The sequence below is a fragment of the Brevibacterium senegalense genome (genome assembly GCF_000285835.1).
GTDB classification, from domain to species: Bacteria; Actinomycetota; Actinomycetes; order Actinomycetales; family Brevibacteriaceae; genus Brevibacterium; species Brevibacterium senegalense.
On the sequence record NZ_HE978600.1, the window covers coordinates 142453 to 167179 of the forward strand.

The 24727-nt window shown below is 72.1% G+C and carries 21 protein-coding genes and 1 tRNA gene; 8 read left to right on the forward strand and 14 right to left on the reverse strand.

Annotated features, from left to right (window positions below):
- Window positions 1–6 precede the first annotated feature (6 nt).
- Window positions 7–846, forward strand: coding sequence for a proteasome assembly chaperone family protein (locus HGBR_RS15805; protein ID WP_019157409.1), 840 nt, complete (start codon window positions 7–9; stop codon window positions 844–846).
- Between the two features lie 41 nt (window positions 847–887).
- Here the strand turns inward: HGBR_RS15805 and mshC are convergent, their stop codons facing one another.
- The 3 genes from mshC to HGBR_RS00685 all read right to left on the reverse strand — a co-directional run bounded on the left by mshC (window position 888) and on the right by HGBR_RS00685 (window position 3646).
- Window positions 888–2129, reverse strand: coding sequence for a cysteine--1-D-myo-inosityl 2-amino-2-deoxy-alpha-D-glucopyranoside ligase (gene mshC, locus HGBR_RS00675; RefSeq protein ID WP_026077219.1), 1242 nt, complete (start codon window positions 2127–2129; stop codon window positions 888–890).
- Between the two features lie 117 nt (window positions 2130–2246).
- Window positions 2247–3071, reverse strand: a complete 825-nt coding sequence (locus HGBR_RS00680) for an SCO1664 family protein (protein ID WP_019157411.1) — start codon at window positions 3069–3071, stop codon at window positions 2247–2249.
- Between the two features lie 8 nt (window positions 3072–3079).
- On the reverse strand, window positions 3080–3646 hold the full coding sequence (locus HGBR_RS00685; RefSeq protein WP_026077220.1) for a DUF3090 domain-containing protein: 567 nt from the start codon (window positions 3644–3646) through the stop codon (window positions 3080–3082).
- Window positions 3647–3694: 48 nt separating this feature from the next.
- Between HGBR_RS00685 and HGBR_RS00690 the strand changes: the two genes are divergently transcribed.
- Window positions 3695–4015: a hypothetical protein gene (locus tag HGBR_RS00690; RefSeq protein ID WP_019157413.1), complete on the forward strand. Its 321-nt coding sequence runs from the start codon at window positions 3695–3697 to the stop codon at window positions 4013–4015.
- Between the two features lie 48 nt (window positions 4016–4063).
- On the opposite strand, the gene HGBR_RS00695 is transcribed toward HGBR_RS00690, so the two are convergent.
- Window positions 4064–4978: an aldo/keto reductase gene (locus HGBR_RS00695; RefSeq protein WP_019157414.1), complete on the reverse strand. Its 915-nt coding sequence runs from the start codon at window positions 4976–4978 to the stop codon at window positions 4064–4066.
- Between the two features lie 71 nt (window positions 4979–5049).
- Here HGBR_RS00695 and HGBR_RS00700 point away from each other — a divergent pair, with 71 nt between their 5' ends.
- On the forward strand, window positions 5050–5892 hold the full coding sequence (locus HGBR_RS00700) for an undecaprenyl-diphosphate phosphatase (RefSeq protein WP_026077221.1): 843 nt from the start codon (window positions 5050–5052) through the stop codon (window positions 5890–5892).
- A 34-nt stretch (window positions 5893–5926) separates the two neighbouring features.
- Here HGBR_RS00700 and HGBR_RS15810 read toward each other — a convergent pair whose 3' ends face one another.
- On the reverse strand, window positions 5927–6616 hold the full coding sequence (locus HGBR_RS15810) for a histidine phosphatase family protein (RefSeq protein WP_083882678.1): 690 nt from the start codon (window positions 6614–6616) through the stop codon (window positions 5927–5929).
- Window positions 6617–6661: 45 nt separating this feature from the next.
- Between HGBR_RS15810 and HGBR_RS15815 the strand changes: the two genes are divergently transcribed.
- A complete protein-coding gene (locus HGBR_RS15815) occupies window positions 6662–7636 on the forward strand; it encodes a DMT family transporter (protein WP_019157417.1) in 975 nt (324 codons plus the stop codon).
- A 3-nt stretch (window positions 7637–7639) separates the two neighbouring features.
- Here the strand turns inward: HGBR_RS15815 and HGBR_RS00715 are convergent, their stop codons facing one another.
- Both HGBR_RS00715 and HGBR_RS00720 read right to left on the reverse strand, forming a co-directional pair.
- Entirely contained in the window at window positions 7640–8968 is a 1329-nt protein-coding gene (locus HGBR_RS00715) for a M20/M25/M40 family metallo-hydrolase (protein ID WP_019157418.1), read from the reverse strand.
- A 55-nt stretch (window positions 8969–9023) separates the two neighbouring features.
- Window positions 9024–9734: a PIG-L deacetylase family protein gene (locus HGBR_RS00720; RefSeq protein WP_019157419.1), complete on the reverse strand. Its 711-nt coding sequence runs from the start codon at window positions 9732–9734 to the stop codon at window positions 9024–9026.
- A 125-nt stretch (window positions 9735–9859) separates the two neighbouring features.
- On the opposite strand from HGBR_RS00720, the gene HGBR_RS00725 reads away from it, so the two are divergent.
- Window positions 9860–11083 carry an NAD-dependent epimerase/dehydratase family protein gene (locus HGBR_RS00725; protein ID WP_019157420.1) on the forward strand — a complete coding sequence of 408 codons (1224 nt, stop codon included), beginning with the start codon at window positions 9860–9862 and terminating at the stop codon, window positions 11081–11083.
- A 15-nt stretch (window positions 11084–11098) separates the two neighbouring features.
- Window positions 11099–12298 carry a glycosyltransferase gene (locus HGBR_RS00730; RefSeq protein ID WP_019157421.1) on the forward strand — a complete coding sequence of 400 codons (1200 nt, stop codon included), beginning with the start codon at window positions 11099–11101 and terminating at the stop codon, window positions 12296–12298.
- A gap of 137 nt (window positions 12299–12435) precedes the next feature.
- On the opposite strand, the gene HGBR_RS00735 is transcribed toward HGBR_RS00730, so the two are convergent.
- The 4 genes from HGBR_RS00735 to HGBR_RS00750 form a co-directional block, all read right to left on the reverse strand.
- Window positions 12436–12522, reverse strand: a tRNA-Leu gene (locus tag HGBR_RS00735).
- 79 nt (window positions 12523–12601) lie between these two features.
- The gene (locus tag HGBR_RS15820; RefSeq protein WP_019157422.1) at window positions 12602–13456 is read right to left on the reverse strand and encodes a MaoC/PaaZ C-terminal domain-containing protein; all 855 of its coding nucleotides are present in this window, start codon (window positions 13454–13456) and stop codon (window positions 12602–12604) included.
- Complete coding sequence (locus HGBR_RS00745) at window positions 13456–14805, reverse strand: 3-oxoacyl-ACP reductase (protein WP_019157423.1); 1350 nt, start codon at window positions 14803–14805, stop codon at window positions 13456–13458. The genes HGBR_RS15820 and HGBR_RS00745 overlap by 1 nt, the downstream gene beginning before the upstream one ends.
- Before the next feature lie 32 nt (window positions 14806–14837).
- Window positions 14838–16169 (reverse strand): acetyl-CoA C-acetyltransferase, encoded by a 1332-nt coding sequence (locus HGBR_RS00750; RefSeq protein WP_019157424.1) that lies wholly within the window; start codon window positions 16167–16169, stop codon window positions 14838–14840.
- 68 nt (window positions 16170–16237) lie between these two features.
- Between HGBR_RS00750 and HGBR_RS18545 the strand changes: the two genes are divergently transcribed.
- Together HGBR_RS18545 and HGBR_RS00760 are read left to right on the forward strand one after the other, a co-directional pair.
- The gene (locus tag HGBR_RS18545) at window positions 16238–16846 is read left to right on the forward strand and encodes a TetR/AcrR family transcriptional regulator (RefSeq protein WP_019157425.1); all 609 of its coding nucleotides are present in this window, start codon (window positions 16238–16240) and stop codon (window positions 16844–16846) included.
- Complete coding sequence (locus HGBR_RS00760; RefSeq protein ID WP_019157426.1) at window positions 16843–18891, forward strand: acyl-CoA dehydrogenase family protein; 2049 nt, start codon at window positions 16843–16845, stop codon at window positions 18889–18891. Before HGBR_RS18545 ends, HGBR_RS00760 begins: the two co-directional genes overlap by 4 nt.
- Here the strand turns inward: HGBR_RS00760 and metX are convergent.
- From metX to HGBR_RS00775, 3 genes are all read right to left on the reverse strand, one after another.
- Entirely contained in the window at window positions 18866–19903 is a 1038-nt protein-coding gene (gene metX / locus HGBR_RS00765; RefSeq protein ID WP_019157427.1) for a homoserine O-acetyltransferase MetX, read from the reverse strand. The genes HGBR_RS00760 and metX overlap by 26 nt on opposite strands.
- Window positions 19900–21210, reverse strand: a complete 1311-nt coding sequence (locus HGBR_RS00770; protein WP_019157428.1) for a bifunctional o-acetylhomoserine/o-acetylserine sulfhydrylase — start codon at window positions 21208–21210, stop codon at window positions 19900–19902. Before HGBR_RS00770 ends, metX begins: the two co-directional genes overlap by 4 nt.
- Window positions 21211–21342: 132 nt before the next feature.
- A complete protein-coding gene (locus tag HGBR_RS00775; RefSeq protein ID WP_019157429.1) occupies window positions 21343–24717 on the reverse strand; it encodes an error-prone DNA polymerase in 3375 nt (1124 codons plus the stop codon).
- Window positions 24718–24727 lie beyond the last annotated feature (10 nt).

Below are 24727 nucleotides of genomic sequence, written 5' to 3' on the forward strand. Positions count from 1 at the left end.
GGAGGCATGGACCACCTGCCCGCTCCCGGATCCCGCCTCCTCGTCCTCGCGTTCGAGGGGTGGAACGACGCGGCGGACGCGGCCTCGGCGTTCGCGAAGGACCTCATCGACCAGATGGACCTGACGCATGCGGGGATGATCGGCGGCGAGGAGTTCTACGACTTCCAGACGCACCGGCCGTCCGTCTCCCGTCGCGCGGACGGCACGTCGCGCATCGACTGGCCGGGCACCCGCGTGCACACGGGCACCGTCGCGGGCACGGACATCCCCCTCGAGGTCATCGTGGGCGACGAGCCCGCGTTCCTGTGGCAGCGGTTCGCCTCGCTCATCGTCGAGCGGGTCGAGCCGGGCGACGTCGTCGTGCTCGTGGGCGCGCTGCTGGCGGACACCGTGCACTCGCGGCCGATCCCCATCACCGTCACGGCGGAGCGGCCCGATCGGGTGCCCGCCGCGAACGCCGTCCGCAGCGAGTACGAGGGGCCCACCGGGATCATCGGGGTCATCGCCCACGAGCTGTCCGCGGCCGGGCACGACCCCGTCTCCCTCTGGGCGGCGGTGCCCGGGTACCTGGCGGGCGCCCCCTCCCCCAAGGCGCACCTGGCCCTGCTCACCGCGTTCGAGGAGCTCACCGGTCTGGTCCTGGACCAGGGCGGGCTGGTCGACGCGACCCGGGACTGGGAGGCGGACGCCGAGGCCGCGGTCACCGCGGACGACGACCTCGCCGCATACATCCACCGGCTCGAGAGCATGACGGACGCCGCGGACCTCCCCGAGGCCAGCGGCGACGCGATCGCCGCGGAGTTCGAGCGGTACCTGCACCGCAGGAACGACGACGGCGGGCGCTAGAGAGCACCCGCCGTCGTCGAGGTCCGCCACTGCGGGCGGTGTCAGCGCAGGGTGATGCCCAGCAGCGCGTCGACGGCGTCGACGATGAGAGCCGTCGCCTCCGCCGTGCCGCCGGCCTCGCCCACGGACTCCGCCCATTCGTCCAGGTCGTCGAGGATCGCCGGCGTGTCGAGGTCGTCGACGAGATTGCCGCGGATGTCCTGGAGGAGCTCCTCCGCCGCGGCCGGATCCGTGGTCGAGGTCGCCGCGCGGCGCCAGTGGGCCAGCCGCGTGCGGGCCTCCGCCAGCAGCCCCTCCGTGTACATCCAGTCGCTGCGGTAGTGGTGGCTCAGCAGGATGGCGCGGATCGCCATCGGGTCCTCGCCCTGCTCGACGAGCTTCGAGACGAGGACGAGGTTGCCCTTGGACTTCGACATCTTCTCGCCCTGGTAGCCCACCATGCCCACGTGCATGTAGGCCTTCGCGAAGGTCTCGCCGGTCAGGGCGGTCGCATGGGCCGCGCACATCTCGTGGTGCGGGAAGACGAGGTCGCTGCCGCCGCCCTGCACCGTGAGGGGGAAGCCCGCGTGGTCGCGCGCGATGACGGCGCACTCGATGTGCCAGCCGGGACGTCCCCGGCCCAGGCGGCCGCCGTCCCACGCCGGCTCCCCCGCCCGCTCCGCGCGCCAGAGGAGGGGATCGAGCGGATCCTTCTTGCCGGGGGTGTCCGGGTCGCCGCCGCGCTGGGCGAAGAGGCCCAGCATCTCCGCCCGGTCCAGGTGCGAGGTCGAGCCGAAGGGCGGCTCGATGCGCGTGCTCACGCGGTAGTACACGTCCCCGCTGTCCAGGGTGTAGGCGGCACCGCGGTCCAGCAGCGTCGTGACGGCGTCGACGATCTGCGGGATCGATTCGACGGCGCCGATGTAGGAATCCGGCGGGATGACCCGCAGGTGCTCCATGTCCGATCGGAACAGGTCGACCTGCGAGTCCGCGAGCTCGCGCCAGTCGACGCCGGTCGCGTCCGCGCGCTCCAGCAGCGGATCGTCGATGTCCGTGATGTTCTGCACGTACGTGACGTCCACGCCGGCATCGCGCCAGACGCGCTGCAGGACGTCGAAGGCGACGTAGGTGGCGGCGTGGCCCAGGTGCGTCGCGTCGTACGGCGTGATGCCGCAGACGTAGAGCCGCGCCTGCTTGAGCTTGCGGGGCGTGTCCGCCGGACCGCGATGCGACGAGCAGAAGACGGTGGGGCGCTTGCCCTTTCCGGCCACGTCGGGGATCTGAGGGGATGACCAGGACTTCACGCGCACCAGCATCGCACTTCGCGGTGCACAACGCGAACTCTCCGGTGGGACGCCTGCGTCACACGGTGTCGGCTGTCACAGGGCGGGAGACACAGGTCGGGTGTCACGGGGAGGATGTCACAGGGGCGGCCACGGGATGACGTGGCGGTCCTCCGGCGGGAGCGGGAAGCTTCCCTCCTCCAGCAGCGCGGCCGCCCGGCGGGCCAGGGCCCACAGCTCCCGCTGGGGCAGCAGGTCTCCCAGGAGCCCATCGAGGTCGTCGTCCCGGGCTCGTGCCACGAGCGCGACCTCGTCCTCGTGGAGCGGCTCCCCCGCGAAGCCCCACAGGATCGTGCGCAGCTTGGGGGCCGCGTGGAAGGACAGGCCGTTGTCGATCGCGTGCAGGTCCACGACCGGCTCCTCCCCCGGCTCCAGCCGCCACGCGCCGGCGAGCACGTGGCCGCCCTTGCGGTCCGCGTTGCCCAGCAGGACGTCCAGCAGGGCGATCCGGCGCACGGGTGCGGTGAGCGCGTGGGCGAGCACGACCTCGGCGCCGTCGCCCAGCACCGCGCGGAGGACGGGAGCCAGATCGGACCCCACGGCGTCCTCGTCCGCGAGGACCACCGGCGGATCGGCCGCCGGATCCGTCTCGACGTAGGCCTGGAGGGAGGCGCCGTCCGCGTCCGCGCGGTGGACGTCGTCCCGCCAGACCGTGGGCGGGACGACGTCGAGGCCCAGGTGGTCGGACAGCCGGAACGCGGCGACCTCCCGCTGCGACAGCGTGCCGCGGGGGAAGTCGCGCAGGGGCTGCTCCCCCGCGCGCGTCTTGAGCACGGCCCGCACGGTGCGCAGGGGACCGCCCGGGGACTCCGCCCCCGTGACGGTCGTGAGGAGGGTCTCGTTGCTGGCGCCGCGCATCCTGCCCAGCGGCCGGATCGTGCCGGTGGACAGCAGGTGCAGCATCCCGGCCGTCAGCGCGGCACTCCGTTGAGACGGGGGCAGATGTGACCGGACGGGTCGAGGGCGCCGTGGCACAGCGGGCACTCGCCGCGGCCGGACGTGACGACCTGCTCCGCACGGCGGGCGAACTCGCGCGCCTGCACACCCGTGAGCCGCACCCGCAGCACCGAGCGCTCCTCGCCGTCCGCGCCCGGCTCCGAGCTGGCACCGGACTCCGCGTCCGCACGGGTGAGCTCGAAGCACTCGAGGATGAGGCGGTGGTCCTCCGTGTCCCAGCCCAGGCTCATCGTGCCCACGCGGAACTCCGCGTCGACCGGCATGACGAGCCCCGCGTTGTCCTCGACCTCCGGCAGCGGGGCGGCCGGGACGCCGTGGCGGCCCTCCGCCCGCGAACGGACGAGGTCGAGCAGCTCGTCGACGCGTTCGGCGAGGATCTCGACCTGCTCCTTCTCCAGCGCGACGGAGTGCACGCGCCCCGACGTCGACGCCTGGAGGTAGAACGACCGCTCGCCGGGCAGGCCGACGGTCCCGGCGATGAAGCGGTCCGGAGCGGGATGGTCGAATGCGTGCACTGGCATGGTCTCAGGCTATATGAGACGCGCCGAGGTGCGGCTAGAGTGGGGCCCATGAGCACGGATCCGAGCGCCGCACTGGAAGACTTCCTCTCCTCCGTCCGCGAGCACTTCGCGGCGTCCGCCCACCGCACCTCCGACACCGATCCGCGCGTCGAGGCCGCCTACATGGCGCTCGCGGACGCCTTCGAGATCTACGAGGACTCCCTCTTCACCGCCTACGGCGAGGTCACGCCGTTCGAGCTGTTCGACGACGTCGAGGACGATCGCGAGGACGGCGACGACGACTACGACGATGAGGATGACGACGAGGACGACGTCGACTTCGACGATGAGGATGACGACGACTACGACGAGGACGACAGCCGGGACTGACCCGGTGCCGGCCCGGTCGGAGCCGGGTCAGTCAGCGTCTGCGTCGGCTCAGGGGCCGTCCGGGTCCGAGATCTGGTCGAGCACGTCGCGGATCTCGTCCGCCAGCTCCAGGTCGGAGTCCAGCAACTGATCCAGCTGCCCGCGCGTGCGCGGGGACACGATCGTCGAGGCGCACAGCGAACTGCGGTTCCAGGCCAGTGCGATGTCGACCGGATCGACGCCCAGGGCGGCGGCGGCCTTCGACACGCCCTGGACGATGCCCGTCGAGTCGTCGTCCAGGAACGCCCCCACGTAGCCGGACAGCTCCGTGGCGCCCCGGCTGCCGGAGGGGACGCCCCGCAGGTACTGCCCCGACAGGACGCCGCGGCCCAGTCCGGCCCCGGCGATGAGCCCCAGTCCCAGGTAGTCCAGAGCGGGGCGCAGCGAGACCTCCGCCTCGCGCCGCAGCAGCGAGTACTCCGCGATGGCACCGGCGATCGGGATGCCCGTGTCCGCCGCGCGCAGCGAGAGCTGCCACGCGGAGTGGTGCGACAGCAGGACGTAGCCCAGGTCGCCCGCGTCCGCGAGCGTGCGGAGGACGGACGCGGACTCCTCGACGGGGATCCGGTCGTCGAACGCGTCGAGCACGAGGACGTCCAGATGGTCGCGGCCCAGCGTCCGCAGGAGGGACCGGATGTCCGTCAGCAGGTCGGAGCGGCCCGTGCGCAGCTGTGCGCTCGTCCCCTCCGCCCGCACACCCGCGCGCACCAGCAGCTGGACGCGGGACGGCAGCCGCAGACCGGCGACCAGCGGCACGGCCGGTGCGTCGAACGACGGCAGCTCGAGCGCGGTGCCGCCGGCCGACGCGTACGCGTCCAGCAGCTCGCGCGCCGTCGCCTCATCGACCCGTCGGCCCCACTCGAAGGTCCCCAGTGAGAGATCGGACACCTGGAGCCCCGTTGTGCCCATCCGGTTCGAACGCATAGTTCCGAAGGCTACCGGATGAGGGGTACCCTGACGTGGTCCTGCTCCCCGACACGAAGGAATGCACCTCCATGGACTGGATCGTCGCGGTGATCCTGGGGATCGTCCAGGGGCTCACCGAGTTCCTCCCGATCTCCTCCTCCGCCCACCTGCGGATCGTCGGAGAGATCCTCATGCCGGGTGAGGACCCGGGAGCGTTCTTCACCGCGATCGTCCAGATCGGCACGGAGACCGCCGTCCTCGTGTACTTCTGGAAGGACATCACGGCGATCATCGGCGCCTGGTGCCGGTCGCTGGTGGGCCGCGAGTCCCGCAGCGACCCCCGCGTCCGGATGGGCTGGCTCATCATCCTGGGCTCGGTACCGATCGTCCTCCTGGGCCTGCTCTTCGAGGATCAGATCGACTCCGTCCTGCGCAGCCTCTGGATCACCGCGACGATGCTCATCGTCTTCGGCCTCATCCTGGGTCTGGCGGACCGCATCGGCCCGCGCGAGCGCACGCTGGAGACGATGACCTGGGGCCAGGGCCTCCTCTACGGCTGCGCGCAGGCGCTCGCCCTCATCCCCGGGGTCTCCCGCTCCGGCGGCACCATCATGGCCGGCCGCTTCATGGGCTTCACCCGGCCCGAGGCCGCCCGCTACTCGTTCCTGCTGGCCGTCCCCGCCGTCATGGGGTCCGGCTTCTACGGCCTCTACAAGTCCTTCACCGAGGCCTCGGCCGGCCAGGAGATGGTCCTGGGCTGGGGCCCCATCGCCGTCGCGACGATCGTGAGCTTCGGCGTGGGCTACGCCGTCATCGTGGGCTTCCTCAAGTTCGTCCAGACGAAGTCCTTCGCCGTCTTCGTCTGGTACCGCGTCGCGGTGGGACTCCTCATCTACGTGCTGCTGGGCACGGGCGTCCTGCAGCCGCTCTGAGCCCCGAGCGGTGCTGAGGGGTCCTGAGAGGTCCTCAGCGGCCGCCGCCTGGGGCGCGCGTCTGAGCGCGCCGGCCCCGGGCCGTCGCCCCCAGCATCGTGACCGTCATGGGCGGGTGGGACTCCGGCTTCCCCACCGCGATGCGGGAGACCGAGGCCGGGGCGACCGCGATCCGCTGGAACCGGTCGACCTCGAGCCCCAGGGCGTGCGCGAGCATGAGCTTGATGACGTCTCCGTGGGAGACGAGGACGAGGGCCTTCGACCCGGCCTCTCGGGCTGTGCGGCACGCGGACTCGAGCGCGTGCGCGGACCGGGCCGCGACCTCGGCGAGGGACTCCCCCGCCGGGAACCGGGCGCGGCTGGGAGTCGTGCGGACGGTCTGCCACAGCGGCTCGCGCAGCAGCTCCTTGATGGGACGGCCGGTCCAGTCGCCGTACTCGACCTCCGCGAGGCCGTCGAGGACCGCGTAGCGGGGTGCGGCGCCTGCGACCGCGGGTTCCGGACCGGTCACGTCCAGCAGCTCGTGCGTCGTGCGGACGCACCGGTGGATGGGCGAGGTGAGGACGGTGAGCGGCGCGTCCCCGTCCAGTTCCGGCACGAGCGTGCGCGCCTCCCGCACCTGGCGCACCCCGCGGTCCGTCAGGTCGACCGCGTGATCGCGGCCGGCGAGGACCCCCGCGGCGTTCGCCGTCGACTCGCCGTGCCGCACCAGAATGATCTCCATCGCCCCAGGATAAGCCGGTCGCGGCCCCGGTGATACGGTCCTGAGGTGCGCGTCAACGGAACCCTTCTCCTCGCAGGCGCGGCGACCGTCCTCGCCGGCTTCCTCATGGCGTTCCAGTCGCGGGCCAACGGCTCGCTGGCCGGTGTCATCGGCTCGAGCGTCTTCGCCGCGACCGTCAGCTTCCTGGGCGGCCTCCTCATCCTCCTGCTCATCCTCGCCGTCTCGCGGCCCGGTCGCCGGGGCGTGGGACGGCTGCGCGCCGCGCTGGGCGACGGCACCGTCCGGTGGTGGATGCTGCTGGGCGGGCTCGGCGGGTCGACCGTCGTCCTCGCCCAGGCGCTCACCGTGCCGCTCATCGGCGTCTCCGTGCTCACGATGTCGTTCGTCTGCGGTCAGCTGCTGGGCGCGATCGTCGTCGACGGGACGGACCTGCCGCCCAGCGGCCGGACCGCGCTGAGCGCGTGCCGGCTCGTGGGCACCGCGGTCGTCCTCGTGGGTGTCGTGCTCGTGTCCGTGGGCGGCTTCTCCCGCGGGATCCCGCTGTGGGCGCCCCTCGTGCCGCTGCTGGCCGGGGCGATGACCTCCGTGCAGTCCGCGCTCAACGGCCGGGTGCGGGCGGTTTCGGCGTCCTCGCTGACCGCGACGACCGTCAACTTCCTCGTGGGGTCCGTCTTCCTGCTGGTCTGCTCCGGCCTCGCGTGGCTGCTGGGCGCGCGGGTGACCGGGCTGCCGGACCTCCCCGGCCAGGCGTGGCTGCTCATGGGCGGTGCGCTGGGCATCGTCTTCATCGGTGTCACGTCCGCGACCGTCAGCCACCTGGGGGTGCTGCTCGTCTCGATGACCTCGCTGTTCGGGAACCTGCTGAGCTCCGTGCTCGTCGACCTGCTGCATCCCGGTGCCGTCATCACCCCGCTCACCGTCGTCGCGATGGCGTGCGTGCTGGCCGGCGTCGTCATCGCCTCGTGGCCGCGCCCCGGCGGCGGACCGCCGCGGCGCGCACGGGTCACGCCGCCGGCATGAGGATCACGCCTCCAGCATGAAGCGGTTCAGCACGCGGGTGCCGAAGTCCAGGGACGACAGGGCCACCCGCTCGTCCTTGCCGTGGAACATCGCGGCGAAGTCCAGGTCCGGGGTCAGCCGCAGCGGTGCGAAGCCGTAGCCCACGATCCCCAGGCGGGCCAGCGACTTGTTGTCCGTGCCGCCGCTCATCGTGTGCGGCAGGACCTTCGCGCCGGGATCCGCGTCGAGCAGGCACCGCTGCATCGTCTCGACGAGGCGACCGGAGAACGGCGACTCGACGGAGTCCCCCACCGTCACCGGCTCCACGTCGATGCCCTCGCCCGCCAGCTCCTTGATCGTGAGCATGACGTCCTCGAACTGGCCCGGCAGCACGCGGCAGTCGACGAACGCCTGTGCGGTCGCGGGGATGACGTTGTGCTTGTAGCCGGCCTGGACGATCGTGGGGTTCGAGGTGTTGCGCAGCGTCGGCTCGACGAAGCGGGACACGGTGCCCAGCTCCGCGATGAGCTCGCCGGTCGTCTCCGCGGTGAACGGGATCCCGGTGATCTCCGAGACCCCTTCCAGCAGGTCGCGGGTGGCCTGCGGCATGTCCTCCGGCCACCGGTGCGCACCGATCCGCGCGATCGCGGCCGCCAGGCGGGTGATCGGGTTGTCGTCGTTCACCATCGAGCCGTGGCCGGCGGTGCCGTGCGCCAGCAGGCGCAGCCATGCGATGCCCTTCTCCGCCGTCTGGACGAGGTAGACGCGCTGCCCGCGGATGTCCGCGGAGTAGCCGCCCACCTCGCTGATCGCCTCCGTGGCGCCGTCGAACAGCTCCGGGCGGTTCTCGACCATCCAGCCGGCGCCGTAGCCGCCGCCGGCCTCCTCGTCCGCGAAGAACGCGATGATGAGGTCGCGCCGGGGGCGCAGCCCCTTCCGCATCATGTCGCGGACGTTCGAGAGGATCATCGCGTCCATGTTCTTCATGTCGACCGCGCCGCGTCCCCACAGCATGCCGTCGCGGATGACTCCGCCGAACGGGTCGACGCTCCACTCCGACTCGTCGGCCGGCACGACGTCGGTGTGGCCGTGGACGACGAGGGCGCCGGCGTCCGGGTCCGTGCCCGGGATGCGGGCGACCAGGTTGGCGCGGCCCGGCTCGGACTCGTGGATGACGGAGTCGACCCCCACCTCCTGCAGCAGTGCTGCGATCCACTCCGTCGCCTCGAGCTCCGGATTGGTCCGGCCCTCGCCCCAGTTCTGGGTGTCGAAGCGGATGAGGCGGGAGGCGATCTGCGTCGTCTCCTCGACCGCCTGCGCCAGAGGGTCGGTGGTCGCGTCGTCGGTGCTCACGTGGGGGTCCTTCCGGTGGAGAGCGGGGTGGAGGTGTGCGCGGCGGGCGGGCGCGTCAGCCGTAGACGCGGAAGCCCAGGTGGGCGCGATCGCCCTCCCAGAGGAGCGACGACCGGATGATCGTCTCCGCCTGCTCCTCGACGGGCGTGTCCGACAGGGCCGCGAGGTACTCGCGGTGGCACGCGAGCGAGGCGATCGCCCGATCGAGGTCGTCCGTCACGTCGACCCGGTGCGTGGGATCGGCACCGAACTCGAGGACGCGCTGCACGCCGTCGTAGCGGGCGCCCGGGACGATCCACTCGTTTCCGGCGTCGCCGATCGCGTCGATCGCCGCCTGCCCCAGGTTGCGGTGGTCGGCGGAGTTGAAGTGCCGCCCGCCCCACGTCTGCTGGAAGTTCAGCAGCACGACGATGTCCGGGCGGAAGGCGCGGATGCGGCGCGCGATCGCGGTCCGCAGCTCCGGGGTCTGCAGGATCCGGCCGTCCGGCTGGTCGAGGAATTCGAGCGAGGCGACCCCGACCTCGGCGCAGGCGGCCTCCTGCTCCGCGGTCCGGACGACGGCGGACCGGCCCGGGTCCATGCCCTCGATCCCGGCCTCGCCGCGGCTGGCGAGGACGTAGCCGACCCGTTTGCCAGCGCGGGTCCACGCACTGACGGCGGCGCCGATGCCGTACTTCGGATCATCCGGGTGGGCGACGATGACCAGGGCCGATGCGAAGTCGTCGGGCAGGACGGGCAGCTGCTGAGCGGACTGTGAGTCCGTCATGAGTTCACCTCCACGTAGAGCACTGTCCACACCGCAGTCTACTGGGCGGGTACTGTGGAGCGACGACCTCGGGAGGCGGTGATCGCGCCCCGGGGCCGACCGGAAGAACTTCGAAGGAGACACACGTGCGCATCCTCGTCCTGGGCGGAGACGGCTTCTGCGGCTGGCCCGCGGCCCTCCACCTGTCTCAGCTGGGCCACGACGTCGACATCGTCGACAACCTGTCGCGGCGCCGCATCGACGCAGAGCTGGGGGCCGACTCACTCACCCCCATCCGCACCCCGGAGGAGCGGATCGCGGCGTGGCAGGAGGTGACGGGGAAGACGATCGGCTTCCACCCGACCGACATCGCACAGGACTACGACGGCCTCGTCGCGCTGCTGGCCCGCACCCGGCCGGACGTCATCGTCCACTTCGCGGAGCAGCGGGCGGCACCGTACTCGATGAAGTCGCCGGTGCAGAAGCGCTACACGATCGACAACAACGTGAACGCGACCCACAACGTGCTCGCCGCGCTCGTGGAGACCGGCGTCGACGCGCACCTCGTCCACCTGGGCACGATGGGCGTCTACGGCTACGGCACGGCCGGCATGCGGATCCCCGAGGGCTATCTGGACGTCAAGGTGGACGGCGAGGACGCGGACGGCACGCCCACGGGCGAGCTCATCGACCAGACGATCCTCTACCCCACCAATCCCGGCTCGATCTACCACATGACGAAGGTGCTCGATCAGCACCTGTTCGCGTTCTACGCGAAGAACGACAAGCTGCGCATCACGGATCTGCACCAGGGCATCATCTGGGGCACGAACACCGCGGAGACCCAGCTCGACGAGCGCCTCGTCAACCGCTTCGACTACGACGGCGACTACGGCACGGTGCTCAACCGCTTCCTCATGCAGGCGGCCGTGGGCTACCCGCTGACGGTGCACGGCACGGGCGGGCAGACGCGCGCGTTCATCCACATCACGGACATGGTCCGCTGCATCGCCCTGGCGATCGAGAATCCGCCGGCCGGCGGAGAGCGGGTCAAGATCATCAACCAGCTGACGGAGACGCATCGGGTCCGCGACCTGGCGCAGCTCATCTGCGAGATCACGGACGCGCAGATGGAGCTGGTCCCCAATCCGCGCCAGGAGTCCGCGGAGAACGACCTCTTCGCCTCGAACGACACGTTCCTGGACCTGGGCCTGGAGCCCACCACCCTGTCGGAGGGCCTGCTCGCCGAGGTCGAGGAGACCGCCCGTCGCTACGCCGACCGCGCGGACCTCACGAAGATCCCCGCCTCGTCGCTCTGGACGAAGAACCAGGAGGTGGGCGCGCCCTCGCGCGTCCCCGAGACCGCGTGAGAACGGGCTGAGCCCGTGCGTATCGCCGTCTTCACCGAGGTCTTCCTGCCCAAGATCGACGGAGTCGTCACCCGGCTGGTCCGGACCCTCGAGCAGTTGCAGGGCCTGGGGCACGAGGTCGTCGTGTTCGCCCCGGGCGACCCGCCCGCGACGTTCGCGGGGTTCGAGGTCGTCCGGGTGCGCGCCGTCCCCTTCAAGCCGTGGTACCCGGAGCTGTCCGTGGGGATGCCCACACCGGAGATCGCCCGGGTCATGGAGCGGTTCCACCCGCACGTCGTCCACGCCGTCAACCCGGTGTGGCTCGCGGCCTACGGGACGCTGTCCGCGCGCCGCCGGGACCTGCCGCTGCTGGGCAGCTTCCACACGGACGTGCCCTCGTACACACAGCGGCTGGGCCTCGAGTGGATCACGGACACGACGAGTCGCTGGATCACGTGGATGCACAACTTCTCGCAGGTGAACCTCTGCACCTCCCAACAGATGGTGCAGCGGGCCAAGAGCGCGGGCATCCGCAACGTGCAGCTGTGGCCCAAGGCGGTCGACACCGTGGGCTACCACCCGGGCAACGCCTCCCGCGCGATGCGGGAGAGGCTGACGGACGGGCACCCGGACGACCGCCTGCTCGTGTATGTGGGGCGGCTGTCGAAGGAGAAGGACCTCGATCTGCTGCGTCCGCTCATGGACCGGATGCCGTCGGACGTCCGGTTGGCCCTCGTGGGGTCCGGCCCGCATCGGGAGGAGCTCGAGGCGGAGTTCGCCGGCACGCGGACGGTCTTCACCGGCTACATGGCGGGTGAGGAGCTTGCGGCTGCGTACGCGAGCGCGGATCTCTTCGTCTTCCCCTCGACGACGGAGACCCTGGGGCTCGTCGCCCTCGAATCGATGGCCTCCGGGGTGCCCGTCGTGGGTGCGCGCGCCGGCGGCATCCCGTTCGCGGTGCGCGACGGCGTGGGCGGACTCCTGCACGAGCCGGGCTCCGTCGACGACCTGCAGACCCAGGTGCTGCGCGTGCTCGAGGACCCGCAGCTGCGCGCACGACTGTCCGCAGGCGGTCTGGAGGAGACGCAGAAGCACGGCTGGCGGGCTGCGACCGAGTCCCTCGTCGGAGCGTACGAGGAGGCCATCGAGCGCTACTGGTCCGATCACCGGCCGCCCGGCTGGCGGATGGCGCTGCTGGGCCGGCCCATGCCCCCGGCCACTCCCCCGGTGTTCTGAACCCGCCGGACGACCCGGGAACCCCGGCGGATGTCCGGCGGGCGTCCCCGGAACACTCCGGGGGCGTCCCCGCGGGGACGCGAGAAGGCCCGCCGCACCGGATCTGAGATCCGGCCCGACGGGCCTTCCACCTGTTGTGCGCGGAGGGGGACTTGAACCCCCACGCCCATTAATAGGGCACTAGCACCTCAAGCTAGCGCGTCTACCTATTCCGCCACCCGCGCGGGCAACAGAGAATAGATTACACACTCCGGAGGGGCAGACCAAATCCTGCGGGCGCCCCGACCTGTGCGGTGCATCACGTCACGCGCGCTCGGTCACCGTCGAGAGCATGTGGGGCTTCCCCCGCTTGCGATCCCACACATCGACCCTGGTGACGGCTCCGTCGCGACGGACGGCCGCCGCGACGCGCGCCGGCAGGGTGATGGGGGTCGCGAACTCGACCTCCCACGTGAAGGCATCCGCCCGGACCTGGGCGGCCGCCAGCCCGTGCGCCGCGGTGTACATCCCGTGGATGATGCGCCCCCGGAACCCGAACGCTCGTGCCGCGAGCCCGTTGAGGTGGATGGGGTTCACATCCCCGGACACGCGGGCGTACACATCCGCGGTCCGCGGTGCGATGGTCCACTCGAGGGTCTGGGCCGGCGCCTCGAACGGCTCCCGCTCCGGCTGCTCGTGCGATTCCGCGCCGTCGACCCGCGCGCCCTTCGCGAGGTAGTGCGAGGTCTCCTCGACCCGGGTCGCACCGTCCACGTCGAAGCGAGCAGTGACGACGACCTCGGTCCCCTTGGGGTGGGTGCGCAGCGCGGCGACCCGGACGGTGGCCTCCACCGTCTCCCCCACCCGCACCGGCGCGTGCTGTTCGACCGTGTTGCGGATGTGGACGAGGCCCACGACGGGCAGCGGGAAGTCGCGGGCGCTCATGAGCTCGAGGCTGGCTCCGAACGCCTGCGCGTGCAGCCACGTCACGGGCACGACGTCGCGCACCGGCTCGCCCACGGCGCGGTCGAACCGGGCGACGGAGTCCGCCTCCGCCGTCACCCGCACGGTGCGGGCGGCCGAGCCCGGTCCCGCGATCCGGTCGAGTGCCGGTGCGGGCGCGGGGCGGACGGTCTTGAGGACGCTCGCGCCGGCGGCGCTCAGGTAGGTCCGCAGCATCAGGCACCCACCATGTTCTGCCCGCACACGCGCAGCGTGTCCCCGGAGATGCCTCCGGCGCCGTCGGAGGCGAGGAACGCGATCGCCTCCGCGACGTCGACGGGCAGGCCTCCCTGCTGGAGGCTCGACACGCGTCGCGCCAGTTCGCGGGTGAGCGCCGGCATCTTCGCGGTCATCTCCGTCTCGATGAAGCCGGGGGCCACCGCGTTGATGGTGCCTCCCTGCGTGCTCAGCTGCGCCGCCGAGGCCGCCACCATCCCGATGACGCCGGCCTTCGAGGCCGCGTAGTTGGTCTGCCCCCGGTTGCCGGCGATGCCCGAGGTCGAGGCCAGGGAGACGACGCGGGGCGTCCCGCCCCAGGCCCCGGCCTCCGTGAGCTGGGCGTTCATCCGCAACTGCGAGTCGATGTTGACCGCGATGACGGAGTCCCAGTGCGCGGCGTCCATGTTCGCGAGCATCTTGTCGCGCGTGATGCCTGCGTTGTGGACGAGGATGTCGATCGGCGCGCCGACCGCCCGGGCGATCGAGCGGCCGGCGTCCTGGGCGGTGATGTCGAGCTGCACCGCGGTGCCGCCCACCCGGTTCATCGTCGTCGCGAGCGCATCGCCCGCCTGCGGGACGTCGACGCCCACGATGCGGGCGCCGTCCGCGGCGAGCGTCTGCGCGATCGCTGCGCCGATCCCGCGTGCGGCGCCCGTCACGACCGCGACGCGACCTGTGAGGTGCTTCCCCGCGAAGGCCTCGGCGGTGACGGGGGCGCCGTCCGCGGTCGTGACGTGCAGCGGCTGGCCGGACACGTAGGCGGACTTCGACGAGAGGAGGAACCAGAGCGCGCTCACCGCGCTCGGTGCGTCGAGGGGCACGCCGTCGGAGACGACGATGCCGTTGGCGGTGGAGCCCGAGCGCATCTCGTGCGCGAGCGAGCGCATGAGTCCCAGTGCGCCGTTGCGCACCGCGTTGAGCGCGGGGTCCATCGCCTCCGGGCGCTCGGGGTTGATGTGGCCGTCGCGGCTGAAGACGACGACGCGCGCGCACCGGACGAGGCCGCGCAGGGCGCCGCCGATCTCCAGTGCGGTCCGCGAGAGGTCGGCCGGTCCCTGCGCCTCGTCGACGAACGCGAGGATCGCGGAGAGCTTCTCCGAGGTGGGCGTGCGCCGCACCTCGAAGCCGTTGTCCAGCAGCAGCTGCGCGTACGTGTCCGCGCCCGAGCCGGGACCCAGGACGAGGACGGGCTCGGACAGGTGGTCGCCGTCCGGGCGTCGCCGCAGCGGGACGGGGTTGGGCAGGCCCAGCGCTTTGACGGCGGCGCGCAGGGGTCCGTTGGCGATGCGGGTGTAGGTGTCGGTCATGACTGACGTGCCTCCAGAGGTTCCGGGTCTTATCAGGCTTCGATGATCGCCGTGAGGCCCTGGCCCCCGGCTGCGCAGATCGAGACGAGGGCGCGGGTGCCGCCCGTCTCGCGCAGGTGCTTCGCGACCGAGGCGACGATCCGGCCGCCGGTCGCCGCGAACGGGTGGCCCGCCGCCAGCGACGAGCCGTTGGGGTTGAGCTTCGCGCGGTCGATGGATCCCAGGGGCGCGTCCAGGCCCAGGCGCGTGCGGCAGAACTCCTCGCTCTCCCACGCCGCGAGATGCGTGAGAACGGTCGAGGCGAAGGCCTCGTGGATCTCGAACACGTCGAAGTCCGCGAACGTGAGGCCGTTGCGGGCGAGCAGGCGCGGCACGGCGTAGGCGGGAGCCATGAGGAGACCCTCGTGACCGCCCACGAAATCGACGGCCGCGGCCTCGGCGTCGACGAGGTAGGCGAGCGGCTCGATGCCCTGGGCCGCCGCCCAGTCCTCCGAGGACAGGAGGACGGTCGAGGCGCCGTCGGTCAGCGGCGTCGAGTTTCCGGCCGTCATCGTGGGCTCGGCGGAGAGGCCCCGGCCGAAGACGGGCGAGAGCTTCGCGAGCGACTCGAGGGTGGAGTCCGCCCGCATGTTCGTATCGCGGGTGACGCCCAGGTACGGCGTGACGAGGTCGTCGAAGAAGCCGCGATCCCAGGCGGCGGCGAGGTTCCGGTGCGAGGCCAGCGCCAGTTCGTCCTGCTCCTCGCGCCCGATGCCCCACTCCGCCGTCGTGATCGCCTGGTGCTCACCCATCGTGAGGCCGGTGCGGGCCTCGCCGTTCGAGGGGAGTGCCGGGGCGAGGTCGCTGGGTCGGAGCTTCGCGACCGCCTTGAGTCGCTGCGGCACTGTCTTCGCGCGGTTGAGCTCGAGGAGGGTGCTCCGCAGCTCCTCGCTCACCGTGATGGGGGCGTCCGAGGCCGAGTCGACACCCGCGCTGATGCCCGCCTCGATCTGCCCCAGGCGGATCTTCTGGGCGATGCTCACGGTGGTCTCCAGGCCGGTCGCGCACGCCTGCCCCAGGTCGAAGGCGGGGGTCTCCGGGGACAGGGCCGAGCCCAGGACGGCCTCGCGCGTGAGGTTGAGGTCGCGCGAGTGCTTGATGACCGCGCCGCCGGCGACCTCGCCCATGCGATGCCCGGCCAGGCCGTAGCGCGCGACGAGTCCGTCGAGGGCGCTCGTGAGCATGTCCTGGTTGGAGGCGCGCGCGTACTGCTTGTGCGCGCGGGCGAACGGGATGCGGTTGCCGCCCAGGATCGCCGCGCGGCGCACCGGGGGCTGCTGTGCGGAGGTGGTCGGGGCGGACTGCGTCCGGGGGGTCTGCGACATGGCGTGGGTCCCTTCCGAGGGTGTGAGGCGATTCACCGATACCGACCGTACCTGATACCGTCTGTCACATGAAAGCCCAGTCGACGACCGATGCGGACGTCCGCGACGGCCGGAGCCTCCGCTGGGAGGAGCACCGGCGGCAGCGCCGTCGGGAGCTGCTCCGCGGTGCGCGCCGCGCCATCGCCGCGCAGGGCGAGTCCCTGTCGATGGACGGCCTCGCCCAGGCGACCGGGACCTCGAAGACGGTCTACTACCGGTACTTCCACGACCGCCGCGGACTCCAGCAGGCCATGGGCAGGTGGGCTATGGGCGTCATCCGCCGTTCGCTCGATGACGCCGGCTCCCCCGACGGCCCGCCCCGTGAGGCGCTGGGCGCGATGATCGCCGCGTTCGTCGATCTGGGCGTCCGCTCCCCGGCGGTCTACCGCTTCTGCGACTCCGTCGTGACGGAGGACGGGGCCGGAGCGTTCCTCGACGACGTCGTCGACCTGCTGTGTGCACGGATGCGGCTGGAAGGACCGACCGAGCGCATGTGGGCGCGCGGAGCCGTGGGCTTCGTCCGCAGCTGCACGCTCGACTGGCTGGCGGACCCGCGCTCCGCGGACCGTGCGCAGACGGACAGTTTCACCACGCGCCTCGCCACCTGGCTGTGGGCATCACGGAAGGAAGTCGCATGACACCAGGCAAGACACCGCTCACCCTTGATCCGGCCGTGCTGCAGGGCGTGGTCGACGGCGCATGGGCCGGCGCCCGTCGCCGCATCCGCGAGCTCAGCACGGATCCGGCGCTCCACCTCCCCGTCGACGGCACGCTCGAGGAACTGCGTGCGCACACGACCGCGGCGGTCCGCCCCGTGGCCGACTCCGGCCTCACCCGGCTCGCGCTGCCCGTCGAGCAGGGCGGCACCGGGCGCCACGCGGAGTACCTCGCGGGCTTCGAGGAGCTCGTGACCGCCTCCCCCAGCCTCCAGATCAAGGCGGGCGTGCAATTCGGCCTGTTCGGCGGTGCGATCATGCACCTGGGCAACAGCGACCAGCATGAGAAGTGGCTGCTGCCGGCACTGGACGGTGAGCTGATGGGCAGCTTCGCGATGACGGAGATCGGCCACGGCTCCGATGTGGCCGAGGTCGGCACCACCGCGACGTACGACGCCGCCTCCCGCGAGTTCGTCGTCCACACCCCGTTCCGGGCCGCGACGAAGGAGTACATCGGCAACGCGGCCCGCGACGCGCAGGCCGCCGTCGTCTTCGCACAACTCATCACGCAGGGCGTCAACCACGGCGTCCACGCGTTCTACGTGCCGATCCGGGACGAGGCGGGCGACCCGCTGCCGGGTATCACGATCGAGGACGACGGGAAGAAGGGCGGCCTGCCGGGCGTCGACAACGGGCGCTTCGCCTTCGACGAGGTGCGGGTCCCGCGGGAGAACCTGCTGACCCGGTACGGCGCGGTGACGGAGGAGGGCGAGTACTCCTCGCCCATCGAGTCCCCGGGGCGCCGCTTCTTCACGATGCTGGGCACGCTCGTGCAGGGGCGCGTGTCGCTGGACGGCGCCGCGGTCGTCGCCTCGAAGCTGGCGCTCGACATCGCGGTGCGCTACGCGCACGACCGCCGCCAGTTCACCACCTCCTCCCCCGTCGAGGAGACCCGCCTCATCGACTACCAGCGCCACCAGCGCCGCCTCATGCCGCTCATCGCGCAGACGTACGCGGACGCGATCTCCCACGACACGTTGCTCCACACGTTCGACGCAGTCTTCTCCGGCGAGGACGAGACGACGGAGGGCCGCGAGCTGCTGGAGACGCAGGCGGCCGGCTTCAAGGCGCTCACGACCTGGAACGCGCTCGACACGATCCAGGAGGCGCGCGAGGCGTGCGGCGGCGCCGGCTACATGGCGGAGAACCGACTCGTGGGCCTCCACGCGGACATGGACGTGTACGTCACCTTCGAGGGTGACAACACGGTCCTCCTGCAGCTCGTGGGCAAGCGTCTGCTGACGGACTATGCGAAGGAGCTCAAGGACATCGACTTCGGCGGTGCCGCCCGCCTCATCGGCGCGCAGGCCGCCGAGCACACGCTCTACCGGACCGGATTCGCGAACGTGGGCCGGACCATCGGCGACCTCGTGACCGCCTCCGTGAACGACAAGCGGGTGCGGTCCGGCAAGGTGCAGGAGGCGCTCCTGCGCGATCGGGTCGAGACGATGGTCGCCTCCGTCGCGCAGAAGCTGCGCGGGGCGCAGGGGAAGGACCAGGCGACCGGCGCGCGCATCTTCAACGAGACGCAGAACGAGCTCGTCGAGGCCGCGATCGCCTACATCGAGCTGCTCAAGTGGCAGGGCCTCAACGACGAGATGCACCGCGTCGAGGACGAGGGCTCGCACCCGGAGGAGGCCAAGATCCTGCGGCGCATCCGCGACCTCTTCGGCCTCACCCTGCTGGAGCGGCACATGGGCTGGCACCTCATGCACGGGCGTCTGCCGATGGCGCGCGCCCGCCGCATCGGCCCCACGATCGATGCGCTGTGCGCGAAGCTCGCGCAGAACTCGCTCGACCTCGTCACGGCGTTCGGGTACGGACCGGACCACCGGCGCGCGCCCATCGCGGACGGGGCGGAGGCGCAGCGGCAGGGCGAGGCCCGCGCCTACTACCGGGCGGCGCGGGCGAAGTCCGACTGGCCGGTCGAGGAGAAGGAGCTCAGGAGGCGAGCAGCTCGCCGATGAGCGCGGCGACCTGACCGGATTCGGTCAGGAAGCCGTCGTGGCCCGCCCAGCTGGTGATCGTCCGGAAGGACGTCCCGGCGGGCAGGCTGTCGGCGAGCAGACGCACCTGCGCCGGTGTGTACAGCCGGTCGCTGGAGACGGCGGCCACGAGGAACCGGCCGCCGGCTCCGGCGAGGGCCCGGCGCAGGTCCTGGGAGCGACCTCGGCGGACGTCGTGGTCCATGAGCGCCTGCGACAGGGTCACGTAGGAGTCCGGGTCGAAGCGGCTCACGAGCTTGCCGGCCTGGTGGTCGAGGTAGCTCTGGATCGTGTAGTAGCGGTCCCCCGGCTCCTCCGCCGGCCGGTCGGTCGTCTGCTGGCGGGCGCCGAACCGGTGGTTGAGCTCCGCGTCCGCGCGGTACGTCAGGTGCGCGATCTGCCGGGCGATGCCCAGTCCGCGCACCGGATCCGTCCGGATCGCCTCGACCTGGATGTGGCCCCACGCGATCTGGTCCGCGTCCGAGTACGCCGGGGCGGCGAAGACGCCGGTGCGCGCGACGCGCTCGGGCGCCAGCAGCGCCGTCTCGAGTGCGCGGGCGCCGCCCATCGAACCGCCCAGCACCGCCTGCCACCGGTCGATGCCCAGGTGGTCGGCCAGGAGCAGCTCCGCGCGCACGGTGTCGCGGATCGAGATGCGCGGGAAGGCCGAGCCCCACGGTGTGCCGTCCGGGCCCGCGGTCAGCGGACCCGTCGACCCGGAGCAGCCGCCCAGGACGTTCGCGCACACGACGAACCAGCGATCGGTGTCGAGGGGCAGGCCGGGGCCGATGAGGCCGGGCCACCACTCGTGCGCGTGCGAGTCTCCTGTGAGGGCGTGCTCGATGAGGATCGCGTTGTCCGCCTGCGGGGACAGCGTGCCGTACGTGTCGTACGCGAGCGCGACGGACGGCAGCACCGCGCCGGTCTCGAGCGTGAGCGACCCCAGCTGAGCCGTCGTCGTCCGGTGCACGAGCGGAGGCGCGGCTGCTGTCACCGGGCCACCCGGGCCGCGGCGGCGAAGCCCTTCTCGAGATCCGCGAGGATGTCCTCGATGCCCTCGAGGCCCACCGCCAGGCGGACGAAGCCCTGGTTCACGCCGGCGGCCTGGAGCGCGGCGTCGTCCAGCTGCGAGTGCGTCGTCGAGGCGGGGTGGATGACGAGCGAGCGGACATCGCCGATGTTCGCGACGTGCGAGTGCAGGTCGAGCGCGTCGACGAAGGACACGGCGGCGTCGAACCCGCCTGCGATGTCGAAGCCCAGGACGGAGCCGGCGCCCTTGGGCAGGTACTGCTGGGCCAGCTCGTACCAGGGGCTGGACGGGTGGCCGGCGAAGTGGATCCTCTCCACCTGCGCGTGCCCGTCGAGGAAGTCGATGACCTTCTTCGCGTTCTCGACGTGGCGCTCGATGCGCAGGCTCAGGGTCTCGATGCCCTGGGCGATGAGGAACGCGTTGAACGGCGAGGCCGCCGGGCCCAGGTCGCGCAGCAGCTGGACGCGGATCTTGAGGCCGTAGGAGACGTTGGCGCCGAAGGCCGAGTCCGGACCCAGATCGCGCCCGAAGACGAGCCCGTTGTACGACGGGTCCGGCTCGTTGAAGCCGGGGAAGCGCTCCGGGTCCTGCGTGTAGTCGAAGTTCCCGGAGTCGACGATGACGCCGGCGATCGACGTGCCGTGGCCGCCCAGGAACTTCGTGGCGGAGTGGACGACGACGTCCGCGCCGTGCTCGATCGGCTGGACGAGGTACGGAGTCGCGACCGTGTTGTCGACGATGAGCGGCACTCCCGCCTCGTGGGCCAGGTCCGCGACCCGGCGGATGTCGAGCACCTCGGAGCGGGGGTTCGCGATCGACTCCGCGAAGAACAGCTTCGTGTTGTCCCGGACCGCGTCGTTCCACGCCTGCGGATCGCTCGCGTCGACGAACGTCGTCTCGATGCCCAGCTTGGGCAGCGTCACCGCGAAGAGGTTGTAGGTGCCGCCGTACAGGCTGGCGCTCGCGACGATGTGGTCGCCCGCACCTGCGATGTTGAGGATCGCGAGGAACTCCGCGGACTGGCCGGACGCGACGAGGACTGCGCCGACGCCTCCCTCGAGCGCGGCGACGCGGGCTTCGACGGCCTCGTGCGTGGGGTTGCCCAGGCGGGTGTAGATGGGGCCCAGCTCGGCGAGGGCGAAGCGGTCCGCGGCGGTCTTCTGCGAGTCGAAGACGAAGGAGGTCGTCTGGTAGATGGGCAGGGCCCGGGCGCCGGTCTGGGAGTCGGGCTCCTGGCCCGCGTGGATCTGGAGGGTCTCGAACGCTGTCATGGGAGCTCCTTCGCGGATGGACGTGCGGCTGCGGGTGGACTGCGGCTGTGACCATCGTGGACGAGGCGCGCGGCCCCCACACGACCCGATGTCACGAAACGTCATGGAAGCGTCACCGGGCGCCACCGTGCGTCATCGGAAGTCACGTGCACGCGGAGCGATGTCCGTCGCGATCGGCACGAGCCGCTCCGCGTACAGGCTCACGACGGTCTCCCCCGGCGAGCCGTCGGGGCGGTTCGCACCGGCCGCCCGCTGCATGCGGCCGGTCACCGCGAGCACGTTCTTCGTGAGCGCGATCGACCGGTGCCGCTGCATGAGGCCGGGAGAGCACACGACGTTGAGCATCCCGTACTCGTCCTCGAGGTTGAAGAAGGTGATCCCGTCCGCGGTCGACGGCCGCTGCCGGTGCGTGACGATGCCGGCGATAGTCACCCGTGTCCCGTCTCCCGCATCCCGGGCATCGCGCGTCGACCCGTACCCGCGGGCGCGCAGCGACGCGCGGAGGACCTCGGTGGGGTATCCGTCGACCGTCACCCCGGTCGCCCACAGCTCCGCGAGCGTGGTCTCGAAGGCGTCCATGCCCGGCAGTGCGGGCGCGGTCTCCGGTCCCGAGGTCCCGGGCAGTGTCGCGGGCGACGCACCCGACTGCCCGCCCGCCACCCAGAGCGCCTGCCGGCGCTCGAGCCCCAGCGAGCCGAACGCGCCGGCCGTCGCGAGCCCCTCGAGCGCGCGGACCGGCAGGCCGGTCCGCTGGGCGACGTCGCCCACCGAGGAGTAGGGGCCGTGGGCGCGCGCGGCGACGACGGCCTCGGCGTGCTCCTCCCCCACATCGCGGACCGAGGCCAGCCCCACGCGGATCGCGAACCCGCCGGCGGCGTCCGGCCAGCCCCCGCCGGAGTCCGGGTCCGGCTCGAGGTCCGCGAGCACCGCGGAGGCGTTCACGTCGACGGGGCGGACACCCACCCCGTGGCGGCGGGCGTCCGCCAGGAGGGACTGCGGCGAGTAGAAGCCCATCGGCTGGGCGCGCAGCAGGCCCGCCGTGAACGCCGCGTGGTGGTGGCGCTTGAGCCACGCCGAGTCGTACACGAGGTTCGCGAAGCTGATCGCGTGGGACTCGGGGAAGCCGTAGTTCGCGAAGGCGGCGATCTTGTCGAAGATCCGCCGGGCGGTGGACTCGTCGACGTCGCGGGCGGCGGCGCCGGCGAGGAAGCGCTCGGAGAGCCGGCGCATGCGCTCACGGGAGCGGCGGGCGCCCATCGCGCGGCGCAGCTCGTCCGCGTCCGCGCCCGAGAACCCGCCCACGTCCATCGCCATCTGCATGAGCTGCTCCTGGAACAGCGGCACGCCCAGGGTCTTCTCGAGGCTGGGGCGCAGCAGCGGGTGGAGGTAGGTGACCTCCTCCTTCTGCTGCCGCCTGCGGATGTAGGGATGGACGGAGCCGCCCTGGATGGGTCCGGGCCGGATGAGTGCGACCTGGACGGCGAGGTCGTAGAAGGTGCGCGGGGCCAGCCGGGGCAGCGTGCCGATCTGGGCGCGGGACTCGACCTGGAAGACGCCCACCGCGTCCGCGGCGCACAGCATGTCGAAGACGGCCGGGTCCTCCTGCGGGATCTCCGCCCGGTCGATCCGCTCCCCCTTGTGCCGGGCGATGAGGTCGACCATCTCGTGCAGCGCCGTCAGCATCCCCAGCCCCAGCAGGTCGAACTTCACGAGGTCCATCGCCGCGCAGTCGTCCTTGTCCCACTGGACGACGGTGCGGTCGGCCATCGTGGCGGGCTCGATCGGGACGACCTCGCCGATCGGACGGTCCGCGAGGATCATGCCGCCGGAGTGGATGCCCAGGTGGCGCGGCGTGTCGAGGAGGTCCGCGGCCGCGGTCAGGACAGGAGCCGGCACGCCGCTGTCCTGGGTCGAGGGCAGGCTCCCCCAGCGGTGGAGCCCCTTCGAGAACGCGTCCTGCTGGCCCGGCCCGTAGCCCAGGGCGGCGGCCGCGTCGCGGACCGCCGACTTCGCCCGGTAGGTGATGACGTTCGCGACCTGCGCGGCCCGGTCCCGGCCGTAGTGCCGGTAGACGTACTGGATGACCTCCTCGCGACGGCCGGACTCGATGTCGATGTCGATGTCCGGGTAGCCCGCGCGGTCCGGGGTGAGGAAGCGGTCGAAGAGCAGCCCGAACCGCACCGCGTCCACCGCCGTGATGCCCAGGACGTAGCAGACGGCGGAGTTCGCGGCCGAGCCCCGCCCCTGGCAGAAGATGTCGTGGTCCCGGCAGTACCGGGCGATGTCCCGCACGATGAGGAAGTAGCCGCAGAAGCCCATCCCCTCAATCGTGTCGAGCTCGCGGTCGATCTGCTCCCACGCGTGCGGGGCGTCCGCGCGGGTGCCGTAGCGGTGGAGCGCGCCGTCCGCCACGAGACGACGCAGGTGGGACGTCTCGTCACGTCCCGGTGGGACGGGGGCCGCGGGCAGGCGGGGTGCGGCGGCACGGAGGCTGAAGGCGGCCTCGGCGCTGATGCGCACCGTGCGGTCGACGGCGTCCCGGGGGAAACGGGCGAGCATCTCGTCGCCCGCGTGGATGCGGGCCGAGGCCGTGGGCGGCAGCCAGCCCGCCATCGCATCGAGACTGCGCCGGGAGCGGACGGCGGCGCGCACCTGCGCATCGCGATGGCGGGCGCGGGTCGCGTAGTGCACCGCGTTCGTCGCGACCGTGGGCAGGCCGGTGCGGTCGGCGAGGTCGATGAGGTGGCGGATGCGCTCGTCGTCGTCCGGCAGGCCGTGGCGGGTGAGCTCGACCGCGAGGTTGTCCGCCCCGACCGCGTCGCGCAGGCGCCGCAGCGCGGTGAGCCCCCCGTCCGGGTCCTGCGGGTCCGCGAGCGCGCGGGCCAGCGGTCCCTTCCGGCAGCCGGTCAGCAGCTGCCACGCGCCCGAGGTCCGCGCCTCCTCGTGCAGCTCCTCCGCGTGGAAGACCGGCCGGTTCTTCTCCCCGCGCAGGTTCGCGCGCGTGATGGCGGCGGAGAGGCGGCGGTAGCCCTCGACGCCGCGGGCCAGCACCAGCAGGTGCGTTGCCGCCGGGTCGACCTGGCCGGGGATGCGGTCGGTGAGTCCGATCGACAGCTCCGAGCCGAACACGGTGGGCAGACCGGACTCCGCGGCCGCCGCGGCGAAGCGGGGCGCACCGTAGAGACCGTTGTGGTCCGTGAGCGCCAGCCCTGCCAGCCCGGCCGCGACCGCGGTCTCCACGAGCTCCTCCGGCTCCGAGGCACCGTCGAGGAAGCTGAAGTCCGAGTGCACGTGCAGCTCCGCGTAGGGCGTCCCCGCGGGGACGTACGCGGGTGGTCGGGGTGGTTGCGGTGGGCCGTCCGGCGGGCTGCTCGCGGGGCTGTCCGGGAGGATCCTGTCCGCGCGGCCCCACGAGCCCACGGAGACGGGGCGGTCGTCCGGTGCCGCGCGGTCGGAGAGCCGCCGCTCGAGCTCCGACCAGGGTGTCCGCGGGTTGAAGCCGCTCATGCGGAGGCCC